This is a genomic window from Stenotrophomonas maltophilia group sp. Smal32, from assembly GCF_030237085.1.
GTDB lineage: Bacteria > Pseudomonadota > Gammaproteobacteria > Xanthomonadales > Xanthomonadaceae > Stenotrophomonas > Stenotrophomonas maltophilia_Q.
The window spans coordinates 5,819-31,744 of sequence record NZ_JASJSI010000026.1 but is presented as its reverse complement, the minus strand read 5'-3'; the positions used below and the strand labels follow the sequence as shown (position 1 = coordinate 31,744).

18 protein-coding genes are annotated in these 25,926 nt (G+C 67.1%); 2 read left to right on the top strand and 16 right to left on the bottom strand.

Going from position 1 to position 25,926, the window contains the following annotated elements; genetic code table 11:
* Positions 1 to 22: 22 nt before the first annotated feature.
* From QRO91_RS08720 to QRO91_RS08670, 11 genes are all read right to left on the bottom strand, one after another.
* On the bottom strand, positions 23 to 1,738 hold the full coding sequence (locus QRO91_RS08720; protein WP_049432664.1) for a BatD family protein: 1,716 nt from the start codon (positions 1,736 to 1,738) through the stop codon (positions 23 to 25).
* A complete protein-coding gene (locus QRO91_RS08715; protein WP_049432661.1) occupies positions 1,735 to 3,579 on the bottom strand; it encodes a VWA domain-containing protein in 1,845 nt (614 codons plus the stop codon). Before QRO91_RS08715 ends, QRO91_RS08720 begins: the two co-directional genes overlap by 4 nt.
* Positions 3,576 to 4,580 (bottom strand): VWA domain-containing protein, encoded by a 1,005-nt coding sequence (locus QRO91_RS08710; RefSeq protein ID WP_049432658.1) that lies wholly within the window; start codon positions 4,578 to 4,580, stop codon positions 3,576 to 3,578. The genes QRO91_RS08715 and QRO91_RS08710 overlap by 4 nt, the downstream gene beginning before the upstream one ends.
* Positions 4,577 to 5,026, bottom strand: a complete 450-nt coding sequence (locus QRO91_RS08705; protein WP_285310365.1) for a DUF4381 family protein — start codon at positions 5,024 to 5,026, stop codon at positions 4,577 to 4,579. Before QRO91_RS08705 ends, QRO91_RS08710 begins: the two co-directional genes overlap by 4 nt.
* Positions 5,023 to 5,952, bottom strand: coding sequence for a DUF58 domain-containing protein (locus QRO91_RS08700; RefSeq protein ID WP_049432652.1), 930 nt, complete (start codon positions 5,950 to 5,952; stop codon positions 5,023 to 5,025). Before QRO91_RS08700 ends, QRO91_RS08705 begins: the two co-directional genes overlap by 4 nt.
* An 8-nt stretch (positions 5,953 to 5,960) precedes the next feature.
* Positions 5,961 to 6,986 (bottom strand): MoxR family ATPase, encoded by a 1,026-nt coding sequence (locus QRO91_RS08695; RefSeq protein WP_049432649.1) that lies wholly within the window; start codon positions 6,984 to 6,986, stop codon positions 5,961 to 5,963.
* Between the two features lie 198 nt (positions 6,987 to 7,184).
* Positions 7,185 to 9,152, bottom strand: a complete 1,968-nt coding sequence (locus QRO91_RS08690; protein WP_100443671.1) for a type IV pilus secretin PilQ — start codon at positions 9,150 to 9,152, stop codon at positions 7,185 to 7,187.
* A 21-nt stretch (positions 9,153 to 9,173) separates the two neighbouring features.
* A complete protein-coding gene (locus tag QRO91_RS08685) occupies positions 9,174 to 9,677 on the bottom strand; it encodes a pilus assembly protein PilP (protein WP_043035665.1) in 504 nt (167 codons plus the stop codon).
* A gap of 26 nt (positions 9,678 to 9,703) precedes the next feature.
* Positions 9,704 to 10,360 (bottom strand): type 4a pilus biogenesis protein PilO, encoded by a 657-nt coding sequence (locus QRO91_RS08680; RefSeq protein WP_005410857.1) that lies wholly within the window; start codon positions 10,358 to 10,360, stop codon positions 9,704 to 9,706.
* Entirely contained in the window at positions 10,357 to 11,265 is a 909-nt protein-coding gene (locus tag QRO91_RS08675; RefSeq protein ID WP_049432643.1) for a PilN domain-containing protein, read from the bottom strand. The genes QRO91_RS08680 and QRO91_RS08675 overlap by 4 nt, the downstream gene beginning before the upstream one ends.
* Positions 11,265 to 12,323 (bottom strand): pilus assembly protein PilM, encoded by a 1,059-nt coding sequence (locus tag QRO91_RS08670; protein WP_005410860.1) that lies wholly within the window; start codon positions 12,321 to 12,323, stop codon positions 11,265 to 11,267. The genes QRO91_RS08675 and QRO91_RS08670 overlap by 1 nt, the downstream gene beginning before the upstream one ends.
* A gap of 219 nt (positions 12,324 to 12,542) precedes the next feature.
* Here QRO91_RS08670 and QRO91_RS08665 point away from each other — a divergent pair, with 219 nt between their 5' ends.
* Both QRO91_RS08665 and QRO91_RS08660 read left to right on the top strand, forming a co-directional pair.
* Positions 12,543 to 14,966, top strand: coding sequence for a penicillin-binding protein 1A (locus QRO91_RS08665; protein WP_049432636.1), 2,424 nt, complete (start codon positions 12,543 to 12,545; stop codon positions 14,964 to 14,966).
* Between the two features lie 196 nt (positions 14,967 to 15,162).
* A complete protein-coding gene (locus tag QRO91_RS08660) occupies positions 15,163 to 15,807 on the top strand; it encodes a hypothetical protein (RefSeq protein ID WP_049432633.1) in 645 nt (214 codons plus the stop codon).
* Between the two features lie 123 nt (positions 15,808 to 15,930).
* Here the strand turns inward: QRO91_RS08660 and QRO91_RS08655 are convergent, their stop codons facing one another.
* The 5 genes from QRO91_RS08655 to QRO91_RS08635 form a co-directional block, all read right to left on the bottom strand.
* Positions 15,931 to 16,680 (bottom strand): hypothetical protein, encoded by a 750-nt coding sequence (locus QRO91_RS08655; RefSeq protein ID WP_049432630.1) that lies wholly within the window; start codon positions 16,678 to 16,680, stop codon positions 15,931 to 15,933.
* 69 nt (positions 16,681 to 16,749) lie between these two features.
* Positions 16,750 to 21,672, bottom strand: coding sequence for an ESPR-type extended signal peptide-containing protein (locus QRO91_RS08650; RefSeq protein ID WP_197651210.1), 4,923 nt, complete (start codon positions 21,670 to 21,672; stop codon positions 16,750 to 16,752).
* Positions 21,673 to 21,739: 67 nt separating this feature from the next.
* Entirely contained in the window at positions 21,740 to 22,438 is a 699-nt protein-coding gene (locus QRO91_RS08645) for a pilus assembly protein (RefSeq protein ID WP_049432627.1), read from the bottom strand.
* Positions 22,439 to 22,455: 17 nt separating this feature from the next.
* Positions 22,456 to 23,589, bottom strand: a complete 1,134-nt coding sequence (locus QRO91_RS08640) for a CfaE/CblD family pilus tip adhesin (RefSeq protein ID WP_049432624.1) — start codon at positions 23,587 to 23,589, stop codon at positions 22,456 to 22,458.
* The coding region (locus QRO91_RS08635) for a TcfC E-set like domain-containing protein (protein WP_285310364.1) at positions 23,586 to 25,926 on the bottom strand (2,341 nt) is incomplete at its 5' end. The genes QRO91_RS08635 and QRO91_RS08640, both read right to left, overlap by 4 nt.

Genomic DNA, 25,926 nt, shown 5'->3' with positions numbered 1-25,926 from the left:
AAAGCGCGCAAGCGACGCCGGTTCAGGTTCGCCGCGGTGGATACAGCGGCGCCAGGCCAGTGTCGGCGGGGCCGGCAGCCGTCGACCAGTGCGGTCCGTCACGGAAGACCTCGCGCAGACGCGAACGCAGCGATGCCAGATCGCCCTGCCCGCCCCAGCGTGCCTGCTGCAGGTCCTGCAGCACCTGGCGCTGGGCCGGGTCATCCAACCGCGCAACGACCTGCTCGATGCGTTCGACGCCGGCCATCGCGCACAGCTGTGCCTCGACCTGCTCGAACCCTTCGCCATCCAGCGTGCGGCGCAGTTCGGCCAAGCCAGCACGTCCGCTCGCCACAATCGGCACAGAGGGCTTGCCAGCTACCGGCGCCGCCGCACGCGGTCGGCGGCCTCGCTGCCAGCCCCACAACAGGGTCAACAGCCACAGCAACGCCAGGCCGACGGCCGCGCCCATCCACGGCCACGGACGTTCGGCCAGGCCACCGGCACGCGGATCGGTCGCGGCGATGCGGCTGTCCTGGCCATCGCTGCCGGGCAGCGCGGCATCGGTATCGATTGGCGGCGGCGGTGCCGGCGAGGTGCTGCCAGCGCCATTGCCCGCCGCGACCGTCAGTGTCAGATCCGGCAGCTTCGCCTCCTGCGCCTTGCCTGCGCGCACATCCCACCACGGCAGGCGTGTACCGGGCACCACCAGCGAGCCGGGCTGGCGCGGCACGATCGAATAGCGGCGGGTGATCTTCAGCCGCGGCGTGCTGCCATTGAACGATTCTTCGTACTGCGCAGGTTCGGCGAATACCTGCGCGGCACTGCCGACATCGGGCACCGGCAGGTCGGTGAACTGCGCGCGGGTTGCCCCTTCGGCAACCGCTTCGACCACCACATTGGCCGCTTCGCCCGTACGGGCACTGGTCGGTGCACTGGTGTAGCGCAGCTGCAGGCTCTGCAGCGGCAGCCACGGTTGTGGCGCCTGCGCCGGTTGCGCCTGCACCTGCAACGTGCGGTCGGCGCCGGTGGCGTTCATGCGCCCGTCGCCACCGCCGAAGAAGTCGTCGAAGAAGCCACCGGCGCTGCGGCCGTTGAAGCGCGCACCTGCGAGGCGCAGGGTGCCGCTGCGCTCCGGGATCAGCAGGAAGCGACGCTCGACCATGTTGTAACGGCGGCCGTTGACCTGGCGCACATCGGTGCGGTCATCGCCCACGCGCTGCAGCGACGCACCGGCCGGTGTATCCAGCACCAGCTCGCCCGACGCCAGCTGTGATGCGAAATACAGGCGCACGACCACGCCCACGCTCTGCTGCACATAGGGCGTCTCATCATCGACAACGGTCTCGATGAAGGCCATCGCATTGCTGTCGGGGCCGGCGACGGCAGCGGCGTCCACCTGCAGGGTCAGCGGCGCGGTACGTGCACTGCCCACCTGCAGGCCCGGAATCACAAGCGCTCCGCTGCGCCGTGGCGTCAGTGCCACGCCATACAGATTGCGCTGCTGCATGCTGCCATTGCTCCACTCCACCTGGCGGCTGCTGGTCTGCCCGCTCAGATCGAAGTCGTTGCGCAGCAGGGTGAAGTCCGGCGCGCCCTGGTCGCTCTCAACGTTGAGGGTGACCGTGTCGCCCATCGCGATGCGGTCACGGTCAAGCCAGGCCCGCGGTTGCGCCCAGGCCAGCAGCGGCAGCCACAACAGCAGCGCCGCCAGAACGTTCCGTGGCCAGCGCCCATGCATGTTGATCGCCCGCGTCATCGCCCTTCCCTCTTCCTGCGTTCGTTTTCCAGCTGGAACTTGGCCCGCAGCAACGCGCCCGGATCGTCCGGAACACGCCGCATCCACGCTTCCACCGCTTGCTGCTCCTCGCGCTGGCGCGCGGTGCGGCCGTCACCGGCCGGTACCGGCTTGCCGTCCTTGTCCGCCTCGCCTTCGCGCGCCTGCTGCATCGCCTGCTGCATGCGCTGGCGCTGCTGCTCGTCGGCCTGCGCCTGGGCCTTGGCATCCTCAACCTGCGGCGGCACCTGCTGGCCATCGCGGCTGCGCTCGCCGGACTGCGGCTTCGATTGCGTGCTGTCGTCACCCGGCCTGGGCTGGCCCTGCTGGCCCTGCTGTGACTGTGGCTGACCCTGTCCCGGATCCTTCTGGCCCTGCTGCGGCTGCTGGCCTTGCGGGTTCTGCTGGCCCTGGGACGGGTTCTGCTGCTTCTGCTGCCCGTTCTGCTGCGGCTTCTGCTGGTCCTGCCCCTGCCCCCCCGACTGCTTGCGCTTGCGCGCGGCATCGACCACCGCGCGGTTGGCCACCGCATCGGGCATGCCGGGATGCAACGCCAGCGCACGGTCGTAGGCGGCGATGGCTTCATCGTAGCTGCCCTGGCGCGCCAGCGTATTGGCCAGGTTGTACCAACCGGCATCGTTGTCGATGCCTTCGAACTGCTTGCGCGCGGTGGCGAAGTCGCCCTTGCGATAGGCCTGCACGCCGTCGGCCAGACGCTGGTGCTGCAGCTGGTCGGCCCGCTTCCACAGGGTGCCCTGCGGCGGCTGCGAAGCAGGCGCCGCAGGCGTCTGCGCGTGCACGTCACTCATCCATGGCAACAGACCCACCGCCAGCACCGCCGCCAGCACCGCTCGGCGTCGGAACGCCAGCAGCGCCAGCAGCATCAGCGGCGGCAACAGCCAGAAGCCCTCGTCACGCCATTGCTTGCCTTCGCCCGGCCGTTGCGTGGCGCTGCCTTCGCGTGCATCAAGCACGCCCAGCGCACGCAGGTCGCTGTCATCTGCAGCGATGCGCGCATAGCGGCCGCCACCTGCCGTGGCAACGGCACGCAGGCTGCCTTCATCCAGCGCGGCCTGGCGAATCTGCCCACTGCCATCACGGTAGGCCGCGCCGGCGGGCGTGCCCAGGCCCAGTACCGACACCTGCAGTCCAAGACCGCGCGCCTGCGCGGCTGCCAACGCAGCTTCGCCATCGGCTTGATCGGTGACCAGCAGGATCTGTCCCTGCGGTGCAGCGATCTGCCGCATCAGCCGCGTGGCCCAGTCGATGCCACGGTCGGCACGCTGACCATCACGCGGCATCACATCCGGCGACAAGGCATCCAGATACAACGCAACATTGCTGCCGTCATCGGTCAGCGGCGCCACGGTGTAGGCATCTTCGGCGTATACCACCAGGCCGACCTGCCCGCCCTTGCGTGCGCGCAGGAGCTCACCGACTTTGGCCCGTGCCTGCAGCAGCCGCGACGGCGGCAGATCGGTGGCAGTGATGCGGCTGGACAGATCCAGCACGACCAGCAGCGGTGCGCTGGGCTGGAACATCGGCTGTGCCTGCTGCCGCCAGCTCGGTCCGGCCATGGCCAGTGATGCCAGCGTCCAGCCCAGCAGCACCGCCAATGGCAGCCGCATGCGACGGCGCGTACCCGCCGCCAGCAGATGCGGCAACAGGTGTGCATCCACCGCCTGCCGCCACGCATCGCTGCGCCGCTGCCGGTACAGCGATACGGCGAGAATCACCGGCAGCGCCAGCAATGCCCACAGCCATTCCGGGCGCAGGAAGTGCAGCGCGTTCCAGTCCGGAAGATGGGAGACGAACGCGATCATCGACGACGCTCCGGCCACGCCCAGGCCAATGCGCCCAGCAGCAACGCCAGGCCCAACGGCCATGCGTAGCGTTCCTCGCGCGGGCGCAGGCTCGGTCCCTTCGCCGCGATTGGCTCCAGACGGTCCAGTTCGGCGTAGATGCCGGCCAGCTGCGAGGTATCGCGTGCACGGAAGAACTGGCCACCGGTCAGGCTGGCAATTTTCTTCAACGTCGCCTCGTCCACCGGATCCTGGTCAGCGGAAATCGGAATGCCGAGGAAGCGCATGCTGCCATCGCCACCAAACGCAACGGTGTGGATGCGTACACCTTCGGCCTGCGCGACTTCGGCCGCACGCAGCGGTTCGAGCACGCCGGCATTGCTGACGCCGTCGGTCAACAGGATCAGTACACGCTGCCCTTCGGGCTGGCTGCGCAGGCGCTTCACCGCCAGGCCGATGGCATCACCGATGGCCGTCTCGCGGCCAGCCAGGCCGACCACGCTGTCGCGCAGCTGGTCGCGCACGCTGGCCAGGTCGGCAGTGAGCGGCGTGAGCGTATAAGCGCGGTCGCCGAAGATCAGCAGGCCGATGCGATCACCGGCGCGACGATCCAGGAAGTCGGCCAGCACGGCCTTGGCCGCGGTGAGGCGATCCACCGCCTGCCCCCCCAGTACCATGTCGCCCTCGCCCATGCTGCCGGATACGTCCATCGCCAGCATCATCTGCCGCCCCTGCTGCGGTGGCGTGATGGCCTCACCCAGCTGCTGCGGGCGCGCGAACGCGATGCACAGCGCGCACCAGCCCAGCCACAGCAGCAGCGTACGCAGCCACGACACATCGACGCGGCCACCACCGGACAGCGCTTCCAGTTCACTCGCCGCGTACGGTACGCGCAGTGCCGCACCCGGGTCGGCGCGGCGCTTCCACCCCTGCATAAGCAGTGGCAGCGGCAACGCCAGCAGGGCCAGCGGCCACGCCAGCTGCAGGTCCGGCCATGGCCAGTAACTCGCCAGCAGGTTCATCGGCGGCGCTCCAGCAGCATTGCCAGGTAGCGCTCGCGGGCCCAGCTGCGCACGGCCGCCACTTCGCTGGCGTCCACGCGGGGGCGATAGGCACCTTCGGCCAACAGGCTGCGACGCGCGTCGGGCAACGTGCCCTTCGGATCCACGCGCTGCCACCAGGCATCGTCGCGCAGGGATTCACTGCCCGGCTGCGCCTGCCGCGCGCCACGGCGCAGCAGGCCGGCGATCACCGCCAGTTCCGCGGTGGCATCAGTGGTGGTGGCCAGCTCCTGGTCGAACGCCTGCAACCAGCGTTGGCGACGGCGGCGGCGTTTCCACCACAGCAGGGCCAGCGCCAGGATCACCAGCAACACCGCGCCGCCGATCATCAGATAGCCGGGGGCCGGCGGCCACCACGACGGTGCCGGCGGCAGCTGTACATCGCGCAGCGGAAGGTTGGCGCTCATGCCGGTACCTCGGTCGCCGACGGCGCCAACCAGGCATCGCTGGGCGCATCGGTGGACAACACCTGCACGTCAACGCGGCGTGCGCCGAGCTGGCGGCGCAGCGCCTGCAGCGGTTCGACGAAGTGCGCCTGCCAGTGCGACTGCACTTCGCTGCGCCGCAGATCAAGGCCAATGCGCTGCTGCGCGGTCTGGAACTGCAGGGCCGCCGAAGGTGGTTGCAGCTCGAGGGGATCGACCAGCAGCACCAGGCTGAGGTCATGGTGCTGGGCCAGCGCGCTCCAGCGCACGACGGGAATCTTCGCGGCCTGCTGCGGATCGGCCAGCACCAGCATGCGCGCCCCGGGACGCAGCACGCGGGCGGCATGGTCCAGCGCGCGCTCCAGGCCGAGATCGTCGGCGGGCGGCTGCGCGTACCAGCGGGTGAGTGCGTCGAGCACGCGCAGTACGCCCCGCGGCCCACCCGCAGGTGCAATCGGCGCTTCACGGTCGCTGCCGCGCAGCGCGCCCACACGATCGCCGCGACGCTGCGCCGACCACGCGGCGACGGCGCCGGCGCGTGCCGCCTGCACCGACTTGAAGCGCACACGGGTGCCGAAGTACAGCGCCGGCGAGGTGTCGGCCACGATCAGGCTGACCCGCTCGCGTTCGGCCTGGAAAAGCTTGGTATGGGCACGCCCGGTCCGCGCGGTCACGCGCCAGTCGATATGCCGGGCATCATCACCGGCCACGTACTCGCGTGACTCGGCGTACTCCATGCCACGCCCACGCAGCGGCGACGGCGCCTGCCCGGCATTGCCGGCACGACCACGGCGCGGCGGCGGCGGCCGCTGTGCCAGCCGGCGCAGCGCCACCAGTTCGGACAGGTGCGGGCGCAATCCGTCGCCATCACTGACGGTGGATGCGGCTTCCAGGGATCGATCGGTCATGCGCAGGCTCAGGGTGCCGGCACCCGGGCCAGCAGCTCCTGCACCAGGCGCTCGCCATCCCAGCCTTCGGCGGTGGCTTCGTAGCTGGGCAGCACGCGATGGCGCAGCACGTCGGCGGCGACCGCACGCACATCGTCGGGAGTGACGAAGTCGCGGCCGGCCAACCAGGCGCGTGCACGTGCGCAGCGTTCCAACGCAATGGAACCACGCGGGCTTGCGCCCCAGGCGATGCGGCGCCCGAGGCCGGCGTCATAGCGCGACGGATCACGCGAGGCCAGCACAAGTTCGACCAGATAGCGTTCCAGTGCCGGTGCCATATGCAGGTCCAGCACTTCGCGGCGGGCATCGAACACATCCTGCATCGGCAGCTTCTCCGGTGCGGGTGCCGCTTCGCCCAGCGCGCCACGGGCACGCTCGCGGGCGAGCCGCAGGATCTCCGATTCGGCCGCCTGGTCCGGGTAGCCGATGCGTACGTGCATCAGGAAACGGTCCAGCTGCGCTTCCGGCAGCGGGAAGGTACCTTCCTGCTCGATCGGGTTCTGCGTGGCCATCACCAGGAACAGCGGCGGCAATGCGTAGGTGTGGCGGCCAACGGTGACCTGGCGCTCGCCCATCGCTTCCAGCAGCGCCGACTGCACCTTGGCCGGCGCACGGTTGATTTCATCGGCCAGCAGGATCGGATGGAAGATCGGGCCGGGTACGAATTCGAAGCGCCCTTCCTGCGGGCGCCAGATCTCGGTGCCGGTCAGGTCGGCCGGCAGCAGGTCGGGGGTGAACTGCACGCGGGCGAAATCCGCCTCCAGGCGCGAGGCCAGCGCACGGATGGCCGTGGTCTTGGCCAGGCCCGGCGCGCCCTCCACCAGCAGGTGGCCGTCGGCCAGCAATGCGATCAACAGGCGTTCGACCAGGGCCGCCTGGCCGACGATTTCGGCCGACAGCGCGTCGCGCAGCTGGTTGAAGGCGCCATGCAGGCGGGAGGTGGCCGGCGCGGGCGGCGGCGAGACGGTTTCGGGCATCGGCGGTGGCAGGTTCATGGGGGCCTTTGACCGGCGCGGGACGGCACGGGTTCCCGACATCATCGCAGGGTGCCTTGCGATTGGCATCAAGAACGGCTGAACGGGCACCTCATCCACGCATGGCGTGGATCTACCGGATCGTCCGCGCATTACGTCCGGCATGAACGAAGAAGGGCCGCACATGGCGGCCCTTCTTCGTGTCGCGGGTGCGTTGGCTCAGTTCTGCCTGGCCACGCGCAGCACCTTCGGGGTGACGAACACCAGCAGCTCGGCCTTGTCCTTGCTGCGGCCACGCTTCTTGAACAGGTTGCCCAGGAACGGCACATCGCCCAGGAACGGAACCTTGCTGATGCTGTTGCGGTCGGTGAACTCGTACACACCACCGATGACCACGGTCTGCCCGTCCTCGACCAGCACTGCGGTGTTCACTTCGCGGCGGTTGATCGACGGCACGGTGCCATAGCCTTCCAGCTGGATCAGCCGATCCACTTCGTCCTTCTTCACCTGCATGTTGAGGAACACGCGGTTGTCGTTGGTGATGGTCGGGGTGACCTTCAGTTCCAGCACCACTTCCTTGAACTGCACGTTCGGCGTAGCGACACCGCCGGCACCGGCACTGATGGTCACATAGCCGATTTCCTTACCCTGCTTGATCAGGGCCTCGCGCTGGTTGGTGGTGACCACGCGCGGGTTGGAGATCACTTCACCACGCGACTCCTCCTGCATGGCCGACAGCTCCACGTCCAGCAGGTAGCCGGCATTGAGGATCGATAGCGCCAGCGAACCCGCCGGATTGGTGGACGCCGCCGGCATGGCCCAGTTCAGGCCACGGGTGATCGTCGAACCGACCGGAATCGGCGCCGGGCCGGTGCTGCCGCCCGCCACCCAGTCACGGTACGCCTTGGCGTTGGTCGCATTGGCTTCGACCTGCGACTTGCGGGTTTCCGCATTGGCTTCGAGGTTGCCGCTGAAGTAGGCGTTGTCGCGGCTGCCGCTGATGCCGAACCGCGCACCCAGCTCACGCGCGAAAGTATCGGTAGCGATGACGATGCGGCTCTCGATCAGCACCTGGTCGACCGGACGGTCGATCACGCTGATCAGTTCACGCATGCGCGCGATCTTCTTCGGGATGTCGCTGATCATCAGCGTGTTGGTGCGCTCGTCGGCGACGATGCGGCCACGGCCGGACAGGAAGCCGCTTTCCTCCTGCGACGACCCACCGCCCCCGCCACCTGCACCACCACCGCCACCACCGCCGATGCCCTTGGCTTCGGTCAGGGCTTTGAAGATCTGGGTGGCGCTGTGGTAGTTGATCTGGACGTAATCGGTCACCAGGTCTTCGCGGTTCTCGATGGCGATGCGCGCGTCTTCCTTCTCCTGCTCGAACTTGGCCAGTTCGGCCTGCGGGCCGACCCAGATCACGCTGCCGTCGCGTCGCTTGTCCAGGCCCTTGGCGCGCAGCACGATGTCCAGCGCCTGGTCCCACGGCACGTTGACCAGGCGCAGCGTCACATTGCCCTGCACCGAGTCGGAGGCCACCACGTTGAGGTTGGACTCTTCGGCGATCAACTGCAGCACGGTGCGCACCGGCACGTCCTGGAAGTTGAAGGTCACCGGCTTGCCGGTGAAGCCGCGCTGGCCGACGGCCTTTGCCGCCTGGGTGACGCTGCCGGCGGTCACTGCACCGACGGCGGCCGGAGCCTGCCGCGCGCTGATCTCGACCACGTATTCGTTGCCGCTCTGGTAGGCCAGCGACTCCACCGCACCGCCGGTGCTCAGCACCAGCTGGGTGCCGGCGCCGGACGGCTTGGCGTCGATGCGCTGCACCGGGGTGGCGAAGTCGACGACGTTCAACGGCTTCTGCAGATTGGCCGGCAGGCGGGCGTTGCCGACGTCGACCACCACGCTGTTGCCCTGCGTGCGCAGGTCCGGGATCGCGCCCTGGCCGTCAAACTGCACGATCAGGCGGCCCGCGCCATCATCGCCGCGCTTGAAATCGATCTTGGCCACCGACAGGCCGGCGGGTGCCGCGGCCGGTGCGACGGTGGTGCCCACCGGCTTCTCCGCCGGTGCGGCGGCCAGCGCCGGAGCGCAGGCCAGCATCAGCGCGACTCCCAACGCGCTGACACGGTTCAAGGTAGAGCGCCGGATGGGACGCAGCCCCTTGGCTTGGTGAAAGGTCATCGTGCTATCCCCAGTAAACGATCATTGATCTTCAAGCGAGAGCGTTGCCGGCCGTTCCAGCCAGCCACCCGCGCCATCCGGCACCAGTTCGATCAGCTCCACACGGTCTTCGAAGACCGCAGTGACCCGCCCGTCGCTCTGCCCCAGGTAGCCGCCCGGGCGCACCCGGTAGGTCACCTTGTCCGGCCCCATCACCAGCGCGACGGTGCCGCCGCCGGTGCCGATGGTACCGACCATGTCCAGTGCGTCCAGCGGGAAGCCCTCCAGGGGCTCCTTGCGCCGGTTCGGATCCGGCCGCAATCCGCCATTCCCCTGCGGATTGGTCCAGGCGTCGGTGAACGGATCACGCAGGCCCTGCGCGGAGTACTCGAAGGTCTCGAACTGCTGCATCACAGGCAACGGTTCCAGCGGCTGCGCCGGCCGGGCACGTTCGCCTTCCACCCACTTCTCGAGATTCGGCGCGTCGCCCGGCGTGCTGGTCACGCCACGGCCGCAGGCGGCCAGCAGCAGCACGGCAGCGACCATCCCGCAACGTGCAAAGAAGGAACGGATCACTTGCTGCCCTCCTTGCCGGCTTCAGCCTTCTGCTGTTCCTGCACCTCGGTCTCGTCGAGATACCGGTAGGTCTTGACCGTGCCGGACAACTCCAGCGCACCGGCACGCGAACCACCGCCAGCCTTGTCCGCCGGCTTCAGGTTGATGTCGTGCATGGTCAGGATCACCACGCGCGGCAGCGAGGCCACGCCACTGACGAACGCGCCGAACTGGTGATAGCTGCCCACCATCTTCAGCTTGATCGGCTTCTCGGCGTAGAACTCCTTGACCTGCTCCTGTTCCGGTTCGAACAGCTGGCTGGTCAGGCCGCTGGACAGCGCGGTCTGCGAAATGTCGATGATCAGGTCCGGCATTTCGGTCTTGCTGGGCAGCTGCCGCAGCATCTGCTGCAGGACCTGCTCCATCTGCGCCAGCTGCTGCTTCAGCGGCCCCAGGTTCACCGCGCGTTCCTGCTGCTTGGAGAACTCGGTACGCAGATCGCTTTCCTTCGACTCCAGGCTGGCCAGTTCATCACGCTTGCCGCTGATCAGCAGCATCCACGCAACGAACATGATGACCAGGGCCAGCAACGAACAGAAGACGATCTTGGCCTTCTGCGGCCAGTTGCCGATGTCGTTGAAATCCAGGTTCTTCAGATCGATTTTCTGGCTCATGCGCGATCCCCCTGCAGCGGGGCGTAAGAGGCCTGCGGCGGCTGCGCCAGGCGGCTGCCCTCAGGCCTGGCGGCCGGTGCCGGTGCGGCGGGCTGGTTCGGCTTGGCCGGTGCAGGCGCCGGCGCAGTGGCCGGTGCGGTGGCCGGTGCGGTGGCCGGTGCGGTGGCCGGCGCCGCTGCCGGGGCCGCCGCCGGTTGGGCCGGGGCCGGCGCTGCTGCAGCGGCCGGGGCCGCCGCATCGGGGCCGGCGGCAAGCGGCGCCACGGCGGGCGTCGCAGCCGGCGCGGCCGCCACGCTGCCATCGGCGTTCAAACCGGGGGTGCCGGTCTCTTCACTCTGCGCAGGCAGCTTCACCGTGACCTTGAACATGTACGGCAGTGCCTTGATGTCCGATACCGGGCCGGCAGCACTCTTGTCTGCGGCACTGGCCTGGATGATCGACAGCTCCGGGTTGGTCATCCAGCCGGAAGTTTCCAGGTTGCGCATGTAAGCCGACACGCGTGCATTGGACTGGGTGCGCCCCTCGAGGGTGAGCATGTCCCCCTCCTGCTGCAGGGCGGTCAGCACCACGCCGTCAGGAATCGTGCGCACCAATGCGTCGAACAGGTGGACCATCTGCGAGCGCTTGGCCTGCAGTTCCTCGATCACCTTCTTGCGGGCCAGCAGGCGGTCCTTCTGCGCATCGAGGCGGTCGATCTCCTTGTTCTGTTCCTTGACCTTCTCGATCTCGGCTTCCAGATAGGCGTTGCGGTCCATCTGGCCGCTCACCTGGCGGTCGTAGTAGAACCAGATCAGCAGCGACAGCAGCAGGCCACCAATCGCGGCCATGCCCAGCATTGCGTAGAACTCGCGCTGGCGTTGCTTGCGCCGCTCGGCGCGCCAGGGCAATAGATTGATGCGTGCCATCAGTCGAAGCTCCTCAGCGCCAGACCGGTGGCGATCATCAGCGCGGGGGCATCCTGGGCCAGCGCATGTGCGTTCACCTTCGGGCCCAGGGTCATCTGTGCCAGCGGGTTGGCGACCACGGTCGGCACGCCCAGCTGTTCTTCAACCATCTCCGGCAGACCCCCCAGCACGGCGCAGCCGCCGGCCAGCACGATGTGGTCGACACGGTTGAACTCACTGCCCGCATAGAAGAACTGCAGCAGGCGGCTGATCTGCTGGACCGTGGCCTCCTTGAACGGCTCCAGCACTTCCATCTCGTAGCTTTCCGGCAACCCGCCCTGGCGCTTGGCCAGACCGGCTTCCTCGTAGCTCAGGCCGTAGCGGCGCATGATCTCGTCGGTCAGCTGCTTGCCACCGAACACCTGTTCGCGGCTGTACAGGCTGCGGCCACCGCGCAGGACATTGAGGGTGGTCATGGTGGCGCCGATGTCGACCAGCGCGACCACGCCGTCGATCGATACCGGCAGCTCGCTGGCGACCAGGGCGTAGGCGTTCTCGACCGCGAAGGCCTCCACGTCCATCACCTTGGCCTGCAGGCCACCCAGTTCCAGCGCGGACTGGCGCAGTTCCACGTTCTCAGAACGCGACGCGGCCAGCAGCACCTGGACCATCTCCGGGTTGTTCGGGATCGCCCCGATCACCTCGAAGTCCAGGTTCACTTCCTCGATCGGGTACGGAATGTAGTTGACCGCTTCCAGCTCGATCTGGGCTTCCATGTCGTTCTCGTCGAGCTCGGCCGGCATCGGGATCACCTTGGTGATCACCGCCGACCCGGCGACGGCGGCAGCGGCCAGCTTGGCCTTGCTGCCTGAACGGTTCATCGCACGGCGGATGGCCTCACCCACGGCCTCCACTTCCACGATGTTCTTCTCCACCACCGCATTCGGCGGAAGAGGTTCCACAGCGTAGTGTTCCACACGGAAACGATTGCCGCTGCGGGACAGCTGCAAAAGCTTTACCGCAGTCGAACTGATGTCGACGCCTACAAGCGGCGACTGACTTTTTGGGATGAGCCCCACGGTTTCTCCCCTGCCGACGGGCACTTGGACGCAAGACCTGCGTCCGAGCATTAATAACGTATTCTTAGCAAATGGCAACGGCCCTGCTGTGAAGTTCCTCACGGATTCACGATGCAGCCCCTGACTGTTCCCCTTGCGCTCCCCGGTGCCGACCCCAGCCGCCACCTTGCGTAATCTATACTCTGCGACCACGAAATTCGCAATCGGAATCTGAACCCGATGACTCGACTCCGCCGCTGGCTGCGCTGGATCTTCCTGATTGTCCTGGTCCTGGCGCTGATCGGCGCGGCCGCCGTGGGCGGTCTGTACTACGCTGTGTCCTCCAAGCTTCCCGACGTGCAGACCCTGCGCGACGTGGAAATGCAGGAGCCGATGTACGTCTATGCTGCCGACGGCAAGCTGATGGCGGTGTTCGGCGAGACCCGGCGCACCCCGATCACCATGAAGGACGTGCCGGAAAAGCTGAAGCAGGCGTTCCTGGCCACCGAGGATGCCCGCTTCTACGAGCATGGCGGCGTGGACTACATGGGCATCGGCCGTGCGGTGTGGCTGCTGGCCACCACCAGCGACAAGCGCGTGCCGGGTGGCTCCACCATCACCCAGCAGGTGGCCCGCCAGTTCTTCCTCAGCTCCGAGTACAGCTACACCCGCAAGCTGGCCGAGATCCTGCTGGCGCGGAAGATCGAGTCCGAGCTGAGCAAGGATGAGATCTTCGAGCTGTACCTGAACAAGAGCTTCTTCGGCAACCGCGCCTACGGCGTGGCCGCCGCGGCCGAGTTCTACTACGGCAAGAAGCTGAACGAGCTGGACCTGGATGAAATGGCCTCGCTGGCCGGCATCCCCAAGTTCCCCTCGTCGGGCAACCCGATCTCCAACCCGGAACGTGCCCGCCAGCGCCGCGACAACTACGTACTGCAGCGCATGGCCGACCTGAAGTTCGTCAGCCAGGCCGAGGCCGACGCGGCCAAGGCCGTGCCGATGCACGCCACCGCGCATGAGCCGCCGGTGCAGGTCGACGCCCCGTACGTGGCCGAGCTGGTGCGCCAGGAAATGATCGCCCGCTTCGGCGGTGATGTGGTCAACAAGGGTTACCACGTCACCACCACCATCGACTCCACCCTGCAGACCGCCGCCAACCAGTCGGTGCGCGACGGCCTGCTGCTGTACGACCACCGCCACGGCTGGCACGGCGTGGAGAAGCAGGTCCAGGTGGGTGCAGGCGAAGACGCCGCCGCCCTGGCCGAGCACCTGCGCGGCATGTTCGGCCAGGCCGGCCTGCTGCCGGCGATCGTCGCCAGCACCGGCGCCGATGGCAGCGCCACCGTGGTGCTGGCCAACCGCAGCGAGATCGTGCTGCCGGCCGGTGCCGCCAAGTGGACCAACAAGACCCCGGGCAAGCTGGTGCAGCGCGGTGACATCGTGCGCGTGCGTGCCGGTGCCAAGGAGGGCGAGTGGCTGCTGGACCAGATTCCGCGCGGCCAGTCCGCGCTGGTCTCGCTGGATGCCCATAACGGCGCGCTGAAGGCGCTGGTCGGCGGCTTCAGCTTCTCCGGCAACAAGTTCAACCGCGCCACCCAGGCCCGTCGCCAGCCGGGTTCGAGCTTCAAGCCGTTTGTCTACGCGGCCGCCTTCGACAAGGGCTACAACCCGGCCTCGATCGTGCTCGACGCCCCGGTCGTGTTCCGCGACCGCCGCGGCAAGACCTGGGCCCCGCAGAACGATGGCGGCGGCTTCCGCGGCCCGATGCGCCTGCGTGAAGCGCTGGTGCAGTCGCGCAACCTGGTCTCGGTGCGCCTGCTCGACGGCATGGGCGTGGACTACGCACGCAAGTACATCAGCGAGTTTGGTTTTGCCGAATCCGAGCTGCCGCCGAACCTGTCGATGTCGCTGGGTACTGCTTCGCTCACCCCGCTGTCGGTGGCCCGTGGCTACGCCGTGTTCGCCAACGGCGGCTCGCGCGTGGACACCTGGCTGATCGACCAGGTGAACGACCGCGACGGCAACCTGGTGTTCAAGGAAAACCCCGCTCTGGCCTGCCGCGACTGTGCCGGCAGCAGCGACCAGCCGGTCAACCAGGTGGTGGACGGCTTCAACTTCGGCGCCCCGGCCCCGAAGGTGGACCCGGCCGCTGCGGCCAAGGCCGAAGCCAAGACCGAGACCCCGGCGGCCCCGGTCAACCCGGATGCCCGCACCGCCCCGCGCGCGATCGACGCCCGCACCGCCTACCAGCTGGTGTCGATGATGCGCGACGTGGTCCAGCGCGGTACCGGCGTGCAGGCCAAGGTACTTGGCCGCGAGGACGTGGGTGGCAAGACCGGTTCCACCAACGACCACCGCGACGCCTGGTTCTCCGGCTTCGGCGGCCCGTACGTGACCACCGTGTGGGTGGGCCGCGACGACTTCCGCTCGCTGGGTTACCGCGAATACGGTGGCAAGGCCGCCCTGCCGATCTGGATCGACTACATGCGCACCGCGCTGAAGGACACCCCGATCGCGCAGAACGATCCGCCCAGCGGCATGGTCCAGGCCACCCTCAACGGCGCAACCGAGTGGGTGAAGGTGGAAGACATGGATCGCCTGACCGACTACGACCTGAACCTCAATACGCCGCAGGCCGACGCCGCCGCGTTCGATATCTTCTAAGAGGCAGGTAGGGATGGGGGCCAACCTTGGTTGGCACCGCCTCTGTAGAGCCGAGCCCATGCTCGGCTCCGGTGGCCCGCGTTAGAGCAGCCGAGCATGGGCTCGGCTCTACAGGATCAACGGCACCCGCACATACCCACGCAGATGTCACATCCGTGCGCTAGTCTGTAGCCAGGTCGCAACAGGGAGTCATCGCATGCATCGCGCCCGCCAGCATGCTGCCAGCCAGACCCGCGAGCGGCGCCACCGCCTCGCCCACGAAGCCGCCCGCCTGATGGCCGAAGGCGGCATCCGCGACTACCACCAGGCCAAGTTGAAGGCCGCCAGCCGGCTCGGCATCCACGACGATGCCTCCCTGCCCCGCAATACCGAGATCGAAGACGCCCTGCGCGAGTACCAGCGGCTGTTCTCCGGGCCCCAGCATGGCAACGAACTGCAGCGTCGTCGCGAAGCCGCAATGCGTGCGCTGGAGTTCCTGCACGGCTTCTCCCCGCGCCTGGCCGGCCCGGTGCTGGATGGCACCGCGGATGCCAACAGCCCCGTGCAGCTGCACCTGCACAGCGACGACCCGGAGGCGGTGCATCGCTTCCTGGACGAGCACGGCATTCCCGCAGAATCGCGGGTGCGCCGCCTGCGCATGGACCGCGAACGCAGCCTGGATGTGCCGGTATGGGTGTTCAGTGCCGAGGAACTGACCTTCGACCTGGCCGTGCTGCCGTACGACGCCCTGCGTCAGGCACCGTTGTCGCCGGTGGATGAGAAGCCGATGCGGCGCGCGTCTGTTGCGCAGTTGCGGCAGGTGCTGGCGGAAGCGGAGATCACCGCGTACATCGGCGGATGACGACGGTAGCGCCGGCCCATGGCCGGCGAGCGCAGCGGCACCTGCCCTGGGTGGGTGCGGACCGTTGGTCCGCACTCTGCTTCAGGTTTCACAGATGCCTGGCCGAAGAGCAGCCGAGCATGGCTACAGTGGCAATCCGGTGCCACGCGACGGCTCGGGGTCACTCATCCACTCGGCCAGCCAGGGGGCGGCGGCACGCTTCGGATACTCCTCCATCATCCGCGCATGCATGGTCTGCAGGTCATTCAACAACCAGGCCTGATGGTAGATGTCGCTGAACGAATCAGACCAGCCGCTCTTCACCCGCTGGCGATCGCTGCTTTCCAGGCTCGGCACCAGATCGTGGGGCCCATCCAGAATGGTCTGCAGCGCGCGGTTGATGCCGGCGTTTTCCTCGGCCGCCTCACGCAGCGAGGCAATGCGGTCCACCACACGCGTGCAGCGATAGGGCGCACAGCCGCCCGTGGCCTCGATGTAATCGGCAATATCCGCCAGCAGGTTGGCCTTCAACCGCCACGCCACTTCGCTTTCCATCGCCTGCCGTACCCGCATGGTTCGCCGCGTGCTGGCACGGATGTCCTCCGCGGTGACGTACGGTTGCCCCGGCGTGTTGCTGCCATGACGCACCAGCACGATGCGATGGATCGCCTCCTTGCCGATGCCCTCCACCCGCAGCGCGGCCGCCTGCGGGTGTATGCGCGGCGGAGGCACATTGGTGAACCGCCAGTAGTACCAGAGCAGCATGACCACACCGGACAGGCACAGCAGGCTGGCCAGCATCCAGCCATCCAGGTGCCGGGTGTAGTAGTAGTACCGCGCACGCCACAGATAGAAGCTGCGGTAGCTCATGAATCGACGTACCCAACCGTACATTGCCATCTCCTCGGCCAGTGCCCCGGCGCGGCGGGGCTCGTTACGCGCACCACGCCGGGGCGTCATGGCTTACCAGCCGATGCCCACACCCACGCCCACGGTACGTTCGCCACTGTTGGTGAACGCGCCATTGAGGCTGAAGGTGGCTGAGCCCTTTTCGTTGAGCACGCGCTGGTAGCCCACCGCCATGGCCGACTCGCCATCGCTGTAGCCCACGCCCGCACCCAGGCGGTTGTAGGTGTTCAGGCCGGCGGTGTTCATGGCCATCGCACTCTGCGCGCTGCTCATCGCCGCCATGCGGTTGAAGCGCTTGTCCATCTTGTCCAGGCGACGATCCACCTCGCGCGAGATGCCATCGCTGTACTCGTTGGCGCGGGCCAGCATCTTTTCCAGATCCGCGGTATCGACCTGCGGGGTCGGCTCCTTCGGGGTTTCCGGCGTGGCGTTGGGTGCCTTGCCGATGTCAGCCACGGTCGACGTTTCGGCCGGCGGCGTGGGGGCCTCGGGGGCTCCGGTGGCGTTGACGGCAACACGCGCCTGCGACTGGCCGTCGATGCGCTGTTCCAGCCCGTCCATGCGGCCGTTGAGCTGCTGCTGCACGTCGTGCAGCTGGCCGCCGTTGACGGCGTCGCGGCTACCGGCAGCTACCAGGCCGTTGGCCACGTTGGAGATGACCATGCCCTGTGCACCGGCCAGGGTGAGCTCGTTCAGGCCATCGCTGCGGGTGGTGGTGTCCTGGAAGACGGAGCGGAGCTGGGTTTCCACCTTGTCCACGCGCGAGCCCTGGCTGGTGACAGCGCCATCAAGCGACTGCAGTGCATCGTTGAGCGTGGACTGCTGCTGGCCCTGGACGGTGAAGTGCGGGCCGATGATGTTGCCGTTGCTGTCGATGTGAGCGCCGCCGCCTAGGTTGGCGAGGGTGGCGTTGAGTTGGGCGACGGTGGTGGCGTCCTGGGCGTTGCGGCCGTTGGCGACGTTTACGATGCGGCGGCGATAGTCCTCGTTACCAACAGAAACGGTGTCCGCCTCCTGAGCAACAGAGGCATACCCAAGTGCAACGCTGTTGCGAGCGCCATCAACAACAACCGAGCGAGCGCCAAGTGCGACACCCCCACTTTCATTCACGGTCGAGCTCGCGCCCAAAGAAAAGCCTTCTATCGCCGACTCCGTAACAAATGCTGCGCGACCTAGCGCGACAGAATTTCGTCCGAGAGCCTTCGAGAAGCTACCAACCGCTGTGCCACCCTCGCCTGTCGGCGAAGATTCGGCGGAATCACCGATAGCCACACCCAACCAGCCCGCCGATGCATCAATGCTCAGATCGTCGTAGCCAACCTTCACGAAGCGGCTTCCCTGCTCAAGGCCATCCATGCGCTGGTTGGTGGTGTACAGCTGCCGGCCATTCACAACATCCTTGCTCCCTGCGGACAGCTCGCCATCCGCCACACCAGTCAGTGTCGCGCCGCCGAAGTCAATTACGTGCCCTGTCTCAGCCGCAGACAAGCGTGCAAGATCGTTGTTCGTCACCTGAGAGTCGCGCAGCGCATCCAGATCGCTGCGATTGCGGGCGATCTCCTGCTTGGCATCGTGCAACTGGCTACCCGTCACTGCATCGCGACTGCCCGCTGCGATTCGACCATCAGCCAGATTGGTCAGCACCGCCCCCTGTGCGCCGGACAGCGTGAGTTGGTTCAAACCATCAGCGCGGATCGTGGTGTCCTGGAATGCCGAGCGCAGCTTGCCTTCCAGCGAGCCAACGCGTGCATCGGTCACAACCACCGCACCATCCAGCGCGGTCAGCGCATCGCCGACGGTGTTGTGGTTGCTCCCCTGAATCGCGTAGGTGGGCGCGATGATGTTGCCGCTGGCGTCGAGGCTGGCACCGCCGCCAAGGGTGGCGAGACCATCTTTGAGCTGCTCCACCGTAGCTACGTCAGTGCTGTTTCGTCCCCTCTGGACGTTGACGATACGTCGCTCCTGGTTCTTCATACCGACCGATACGGTGTTCTCCTCATCCGCATACGAAGAGTGACCCAGGGCGACGCTATTCCTCGCATTCTGATCAACAATTGCGAGTGCACCCACCGCAACACCACCGGCAGCACCCACTCTTGAACTCGCCCCAAGTGCAAAGCCTTCGCCCGCCTCTACAGCGACATAGGCACCGCGTCCCAGCGCCACTGAGTTGATACCAAGCGCCTTCGAGAAGCTGCCCACAGCGGTGCCACCCTCACCAGTCGGTGACGACTCTGCGGAATCACCGATGGCGACACCCAACCAACCAGCCGACGCATCCTCGCTGAACTCATCGTAGCCGACCTGCAGGAAACGACTACCCTGCTCCATCTGCTCGATCCGGGCATTGGTGGCAAACAACTGCCCACCATTCACCGCATCCGTACTGGCAGCCGAGCTGATATCCCCCGGACCAACGCCTTTCACCACAGCACCTTCAAGGTCAACCAGGGTCCGGTCAGCATTGAACTTCACCACGCCTTCCAGATCCGGTTCGAAGCCATCGAACTCGGCGCGCAGGCGGTCCAGATCCACGCGATGGCCAGCCAGACGATCAGCATGATCCACCAACTGCAGATCCTGGGCCTCGTTCCGCGCCTCTGCCGAGCCTACGCGCTCGTTGGTGGCAAACAGCTGCTGACCGGTCACCGCATCGGTGCTCGATGCGCCCAGGATGCCGTTGGCGACACTCTGGATGCGGCGGCGCGCACCATTCTTGTTGGACACGTCCAGTACGGTGCCGGTGTTCTCGGCGCCCAGGCGGACCTGGCCACTGGCCGACACCTGCCCGATCAGACCGGCCACCGTACCCACCTGGCTGATGGCGCTGTCGGCCGCCGTCTTCGCGGCAGTTGCCGTGGACTGTGCGGTGGTCACCGCCGTGTTGGTGGCATGCAGCTGCTGGCCAGTCACGGCATCGGTGCTGGATGCACTGAGCGTGGCATTGGCCACGTTGCTGATGCGGCGGGCAGCACCATTCTTGTTGGCTACATCCAGCACGGTGCCGGTGTTCTGCGCACCCAGGCGCACATTGCCGCTGGCCGATACCTGCCCGACCAGACCGGCCACGGTGGTCACCTGACCAAGGGCATTGTCGGCGGCCGCCTTGGCCGCGGTAGCGGTGCTACTCACGCTGGTCAGTGTGGTGTTTGTCGCGTGCAGCTGCTTGCCGGTAACGGCATCGCTGCTGGTTGCGCTGAGGGTGCCATCGTTGACATTCACAATGCGGCGCTTGACCGTGTCGTTGCCGACCGAAATCTGATTCACACCGGTGGTTCGCGAGTTGCTGCCGAGCGCAACGCTGCCGGCAAAGCTGGACACCGCGTCGTCACCCAGCGCAACCGCATTCGATGCGGAGGCCATGGCGTCCATGCCCATGGCAATGGAGCGATTACTCAACGCCCTCGCGCGATAGCCGATGGCCGTGGCTGCATTCGCACTCCAACTGCCTGAGCCGATCGAAGTTGCCCCCACACCATTGTTGTTCTCGCCATCGGCACCTACGCCCGCCCGTGCCTTCGGCCCCAGAGCGATACTGTCACGGCTGTAGGCAGCGGCGTTGGTTCCCAGGGCAACTGCAGCCGAATCGCCAGTGCCACCGGCCAAGGCCGAACGGCCGAGCGCCAGCGCCTGCGCATCCACGCGCGCCGCGACAGTGTCCGCCGCGCCCTTCGCTGCCGTTGCCGTGGTCTGCGCCGTGGTCACCGCAGTGTTGGTGGCATGCAGCTGCTTGCCGGTGACTGCTTCGGTGCTGGTGGTGCTGAGGGTGGCGTCGGCCACCCCGGTCAGCTTGCGGTTGGCGTTGGACTTGTTGCGGATGTCCAGTTGGGTGCCGGTGTTGTCACCGCCCACGCGTACGGCACTGCTGGCCGAGGTCTGGGTGACCAGTCGCGTGTTGACCAGTGCCTGGTCGGCAGCGGTCTTTGCGGCATTGGCCGTATTGGTCGCGGTGGTGACGTTCTGGTTGGTCGCGTAGAGCTGCTGGCCAGTTACCGCATCGGTACTGGTGGTGGACAAACGCGCGTCTGCCACGTTGACGACTCTGCGCTTGGTGCTGCTGCTACCCACCGATACCGAATTTGATTCGGTCGCCTCTGAGTTGATACCCAGCGCAACCGAGCCGGTTGCGAGTGCCTTGGCATGGTGCCCCAATGCGACGCCATTGTATTCCGCGCGAGCATTGCCGCCGAGGGCAACGGCGCCGGAGTATCCGGCTGTGCCCGCGAAGGCATTGCCGCCGATCGCGACACGTGAGGTGCCAGCCTGACTTTCCACGGTACGAGCACCACTACCGAATGCCATCGAATTGAGGCCGTACGCGCGCGCATCATTTCCTACAACCGTAGTACCGATACCGTTGCCAATAGCCGTGGCGCCGATGATGGTGCTGTATCCAGCAAGTGCCTTGGCGCCGTATCCAAATACAGAAGTGAAGTCACCACGAACATTGATACCGTGTCCGAAGGACGTGGAGTAGTGGCCGCTCACGTCGATGGCAACGCCGGTGTGCAGAACGTCTTTTGAGCTATAGTTCACTTTGCTCCCTACGAAGTTTTCAATGGACCCGTAGGAAGGTGTACACCGGTAGTAGGTCCCGCCCAGGTCCCCGTCACAGGATTCGTTGAACATGGCATAGCCACCGAGGGTGGATCCATTGGCCATCGGCATCTGGCCCATTACACCTACCCTGGATTCATACCCCGCATGTGCCGCCGAGCGCATCGCCTCCTGCATGGCAAGCTGGGTGGCGGGTGCCCCCAGGTCATTGCCTACGATTTCCAGTGGCGCCTCGCCATCTTCATTTTCGCTGCCACGCTCCGATGCAACAGACAGCAGGGGTGTGCCAAGCAGCATCAGCAGCACGCTGGCCAGTGCGCGCGGGCCAGCAGCACGCTTGCCACGCGCCGCGGCCAACTCACTGGCCACCACCCAGCACTGCCGCGCAGTGCACCAGATACGACGATAGATCCTGTTCATGGTGTCTCCTTAACAACCAAGGGAAAAGAAGCCCGTCGCAGCGCGCTGCCGCGACGGGGCGAGCGCTTCAGAGCGCGAGGGCCTGCACGTGTTCGCGATAGCCATCGCGGGTCAACCGATAGCGCAGCTGCAGGCGATGGCCGGGCTTCGGGGTAAAGGGCAATTGCAGGGACGCACCGGGGTAGAGGCTGCGTGAGACGTCATGGGCGGTGCAGGCGCCGGCCGCATCGCAGTCGGCCACGCTGGTCAGGCCCACGCGCAGGGTTCCGGTATTGACCAGGCTGTTGCCCTGCACGCGCACGTCCACATGCCCGTTGGCCGGCACCACGTTCACCAGCGCCCCCCAGATCAGGCTCATGCCCACGGCAGCGCGGGTGGCCGGATCGTCCGGCTCGGCATCATCAGGACCGCGCACACCTTCGAAGTACACGCGGTAGGCGGTCTCCTTCTCCACCGGCTGCAGCGGAATGATCCGGATCAGGCGATTGCCGCCACCGGCCAGGGCGAACTTGCCCGGGGTGATGGCAATGGCCGCGTCGGCTGGCTCGATCTCGATTTCCTGCTCGTCGCTACTGGCCGGATCGTCGATGCGGCGAACAGTGGCCTGCACGTATTGCGCCGTGGTGGATTGCGAGTACACGCGGATCTGCGCGCCCTTCCGGGCCTCGACCGAGGTACGCATCGGATGCACGGTGAGGTTGGCGTGGGCGGGCGCGGCTGCAAGCAGCAGCGCGCAGGTGAACAGGCAGGACAAGGCGGGATGCATAGTGAGCTCCATCGACGTCACGGGCGGGAGGTAGGCAGGCGCAGTTCGACCTTCAGATCGCCCTGGTAGGCACCAGAACGTTTCTCGTCGATGGGTACGCGTGGGGTATCGAGGGTGAGTGGCGTGGGTACGCAGAACACCGGCTGCGACATCCCTGGCAACATCACCAGGCGCAGCCGCGCCGTATCGATGTTGCGCAGTTGTTCTTCCACCCCGTTGCGCAATGGAATGCGCGCGCCGTTGTGGTCGAGGGTGACGGTGTAGTCCATGCGTTGGCTGTCACCGCCGGCACCGTCGGTATGCCAGACCGAATAGCCGGTGGGCCCCGGAGGGCGCGTGCCGCTGTCGCGCACGGTGACCCCCAGGTACTCGCTCTGCGAACCCAGGCCGTCGTACAGGCACATGTCCAGATGCGCACGGCCACCCACGGTTCGGGCAATGGGGTCGTAGCTGAGATTGAGGCCTACGGTGGGCGCGGCTTCCTGGAACTCGGGCAGGTAGATGGAGACCGCGTCGTAGTCGGTGATGGTGAGTGTGAAGCGGTAGGTGTACGTGGCGAGGTTGCGGGCGTCGGGGGTGTTCGCGCGGAGTTCGAGCGTCGCGGTCCAGATGCCGGCGACGAGTTTCTCAAGCTCGGTTGCGAAGAGAGCGATCTGCGCGCCAGTACCCACTGCAGAATCAGTCGAACATTCTGGCGCGAACGTCGACCACGGCGCCCGGATACCTTCCTGCCAGAAGTCACCAAGACAGGACCGCCCACTGAGTGCCCTCTCGAGTCCAGCCTGCAAGCCGAGCTCGACGCGCATGTTTGATCTCGCCTCAACGAACTCAAGCGGTATGGCTCTTGTCCCCAGCAGAATATCGAGGAAGCCCTCCACCGGGCACCGCCCCCTCTCCGCGCTACTATCCGAAACACACGTCAGATGCAGCTCGCCATAGCGCTTACCCGGATCCACATGGTCGTACGCCAGCAGCGTGCGCGGCGGCATCAACACGATGTCCCCCGGCATCGCAGACCGATCCCAACTCATCACGATGTCGCGATGCTCATCGGTCGGATGCGTTTCCGGTGGCCGCTGTGCCATCGCCTGCGGCACCACCAGCACCAGCGCACTGAACAGCATCAGCCACCACCACAGCCACCGGCTCATCGCGCACCTCCCGCGGCAGCCTGCTGGCTGCTGGCGATCAACGCCTTTTCCTGCAGCAACCGCGTCACCCGCGCCTGCTGGCGGATGTCCGCCGGCAGCTGCGCCACGTTCAGCGGTTCGCACTGCACGGCACCCACCAGCAGCACTACCTGGCGGCGCTCGCGCACCTGCAGCGGGCATTGCAGCAGGCGGTCGTCCTGCAGCAGGTACAGCACCGCTTCGCGGCGCGGGAAGTCGGCCACGAAGCCGCCGTTGCTGCCGGTGCCCGGCACCGGTGCGTTGAGGATGCGGGCACCGCGCAGCGGCGTGCCGGCCAGGTCGTGCGCATTGCCGATGAAGGTGTAGGTCACTTCAATCGGTACCGGCATGCGCAGCAGCTTGCCGGGCGGCAGGAACAGCGGGCGCGCGCCGCCCACGCCGGTCACGCGGATGGAGGCGATGCTGTCCAGTGCGCTGGCATCCTGCACTTCGGCACGATGCGACTGGTACGCCGACACCGGCAGCAGCCGGCGGTCGCCCAGCTTCAGGCGCTGGCGGCGCAGGCCGCCCACCTGCAGTTCGGCGGCCACGCCGGTCAGTTCCAGGTCGTCGGTGCCATCCACCTGCACGGCCAGGCCTGCATCGGCGCCCAGGCCGCCGCCCCAGTACAGGCCGCGCGAACCGAGCGCCACGCCGGAACTGTGGGTGGCGCTGTAGGCCAGCTCATCGCGCCCGCGCTGCTGGTAGTGCGACACGGTGGCGCCGGTGTGGCCGATGCGGTTCTGCAGCTGCCCGCTGAGCGTGGCGCTGTAGCGGTCGCTGTTGTTGCCGCGCAGTTCGGCGGACAGTTCGCGGAACTGGTCGTCGTGATCCTGGCGCAGGCTCTGTGCCACGCTGTAGGTCACATCCGGGCGCTGGTGCCGCGGCTGGCGCAGGTCCAGCCCGTAGCGGCGCTGCGCGGTGCCGCGCTCGCCCTGCTGCAGGCGGGTGAGGGTAAGGGTGAGAAACACGCCACGGTCGCGGCTGCTGCGCAGGCTGCCGTCGTTGTGCTGCTGCCACACGCCCACGCGTGTGGAGGCGCTGAAGTCGCCCCAGCGTTCACTGCGGTTGTAGCTGGCCTGCCAGGTACGGCTGAGCTGCGGTTCGCGGCTGGGACGCGGCGCCCACGGCGGCAGCAACGGGTCCAGGCCGTACAGCGGATCGTCGATATCGCCGGGGATGCCCACGCCCTGCCGCCAGGTCTGGCGCCGGGTATAGGCCAGGTAGGCATGGCCACCGGCCACCGGCAACGCCACCGAGGCGCTGAGCGAATCGGCGCAGCCGAGCTGGTCGCGGGCATCGTCGCGGAACTCGCAGGCCTTGCCGCGCATGCGCTGCTGGTACAGGTTCCAGGATGCGTGGCGGCGGTAGGACAGCTGGTGCTGCTGCCCGCGGCTGCCATCACTGCCCTGCATGCCGCTGAAGCTGGCGCGGATCTCCTGCGTGGCGAACACCCGGCGCAGGTCCACGCGCAGTTCGCCATAGCTGAAGCCCGCCAGGTCGGCCACGCCAGCGGTGACGGTGGCGCTGCGGCCCAGCGGCACGCGCACACCGGCCATGGCAGCCATCTCGCCATCGAACTGGTCGCTGCGGCGCTCGCTGCGGCGGCCGCCCTGCATGAACCACTGCACGCTGCTGTCGGCCCGGTCGCCGCCCTTGTCGAAGGGCGCTTCTTCGCTGCGTACCAGCACACCGTCTTCGTAGATGCGCAGGGTGACGGTGTAGTTGCCGAACGGGAAACGCCGCGTATCGATCTGGTTGATGCCGGCCTGCAGGTAATAGGTCTGCAGCAGGCGCTGGCCATCGAAGGCATCGACGCGGGCATCGCGCGCCAGCAGCACGGTCAGTGGCGTGGCCTGCACGGCCGCTTCGCTGTCCACGTAGGCCTGGGTGGTGCCGATGCGCAGGCCCTGGAAGCGGTCCAGCGGCAGCATGCTGAAACTGAAGGTGCCGCCCTGCGGGCTGGACAGGTTGCGGCGGTCCATGCGCCCGGCCTGCAGGTAGTGCTCCGGGCCGATGTCGTGCCGGTAGTAGGCGTTGTCCAGCTGGAAGTCGTGTCGCGTGCGCTGGTTGCGGTAGCGCTGGTGGCTGAAGGTCCAGTTGGCCGAGACATGGCCACGCTCGAACACCCCAAGTACGCCCGCACCCTGCGCGGCCAACGCCTGGTAATCACGGCCGCCACTGAGGTTGACCGTCTGCTGGTGCAGGAAGGCGTTTTCGGCGTTGGCGCTGACCTGGTGGTGGCGCTGCGCGGCCGGCTCGCCGGGAATCCATTGGCGGGCGACGAACAGGCGCACCGCGCCCTCGCCCTCGTCATAC

What these genes read in the sequence shown, in the direction of transcription:
- QRO91_RS08675 (WP_049432643.1), bottom strand. Translation starts at nt 11,265, where the DNA reads ATGGCACGCATCAATCTATTGCCCTGGCGCGCCGAGCGGCGCAAGCAA.
- QRO91_RS08645 (WP_049432627.1), bottom strand. Translation starts at nt 22,438, where the DNA reads ATGCATCCCGCCTTGTCCTGCCTGTTCACCTGCGCGCTGCTGCTTGCA.
- QRO91_RS08685 (WP_043035665.1), bottom strand. Translation starts at nt 9,677, where the DNA reads ATGGTCGCTGCCGTGCTGCTGCTGGCCGCCTGCGGCCGTGGCGTGACC.
- QRO91_RS08705 (WP_285310365.1), bottom strand. Translation starts at nt 5,026, where the DNA reads ATGAGCGCCAACCTTCCGCTGCGCGATGTACAGCTGCCGCCGGCACCG.
- QRO91_RS08710 (WP_049432658.1), bottom strand. Translation starts at nt 4,580, where the DNA reads ATGAACCTGCTGGCGAGTTACTGGCCATGGCCGGACCTGCAGCTGGCG.
- QRO91_RS08650 (WP_197651210.1), bottom strand. Translation starts at nt 21,672, where the DNA reads ATGAACAGGATCTATCGTCGTATCTGGTGCACTGCGCGGCAGTGCTGG.
- QRO91_RS08680 (WP_005410857.1), bottom strand. Translation starts at nt 10,360, where the DNA reads ATGAGCCAGAAAATCGATCTGAAGAACCTGGATTTCAACGACATCGGC.
- QRO91_RS08720 (WP_049432664.1), bottom strand. Translation starts at nt 1,738, where the DNA reads ATGACGCGGGCGATCAACATGCATGGGCGCTGGCCACGGAACGTTCTG.
- QRO91_RS08715 (WP_049432661.1), bottom strand. Translation starts at nt 3,579, where the DNA reads ATGATCGCGTTCGTCTCCCATCTTCCGGACTGGAACGCGCTGCACTTC.
- QRO91_RS08665 (WP_049432636.1), top strand. Translation starts at nt 12,543, where the DNA reads ATGACTCGACTCCGCCGCTGGCTGCGCTGGATCTTCCTGATTGTCCTG.
- QRO91_RS08655 (WP_049432630.1), bottom strand. Translation starts at nt 16,680, where the DNA reads ATGTACGGTTGGGTACGTCGATTCATGAGCTACCGCAGCTTCTATCTG.
- QRO91_RS08640 (WP_049432624.1), bottom strand. Translation starts at nt 23,589, where the DNA reads ATGAGCCGGTGGCTGTGGTGGTGGCTGATGCTGTTCAGTGCGCTGGTG.
- QRO91_RS08690 (WP_100443671.1), bottom strand. Translation starts at nt 9,152, where the DNA reads ATGACCTTTCACCAAGCCAAGGGGCTGCGTCCCATCCGGCGCTCTACC.
- QRO91_RS08695 (WP_049432649.1), bottom strand. Translation starts at nt 6,986, where the DNA reads ATGAACCTGCCACCGCCGATGCCCGAAACCGTCTCGCCGCCGCCCGCG.
- QRO91_RS08700 (WP_049432652.1), bottom strand. Translation starts at nt 5,952, where the DNA reads ATGACCGATCGATCCCTGGAAGCCGCATCCACCGTCAGTGATGGCGAC.
- QRO91_RS08660 (WP_049432633.1), top strand. Translation starts at nt 15,163, where the DNA reads ATGCATCGCGCCCGCCAGCATGCTGCCAGCCAGACCCGCGAGCGGCGC.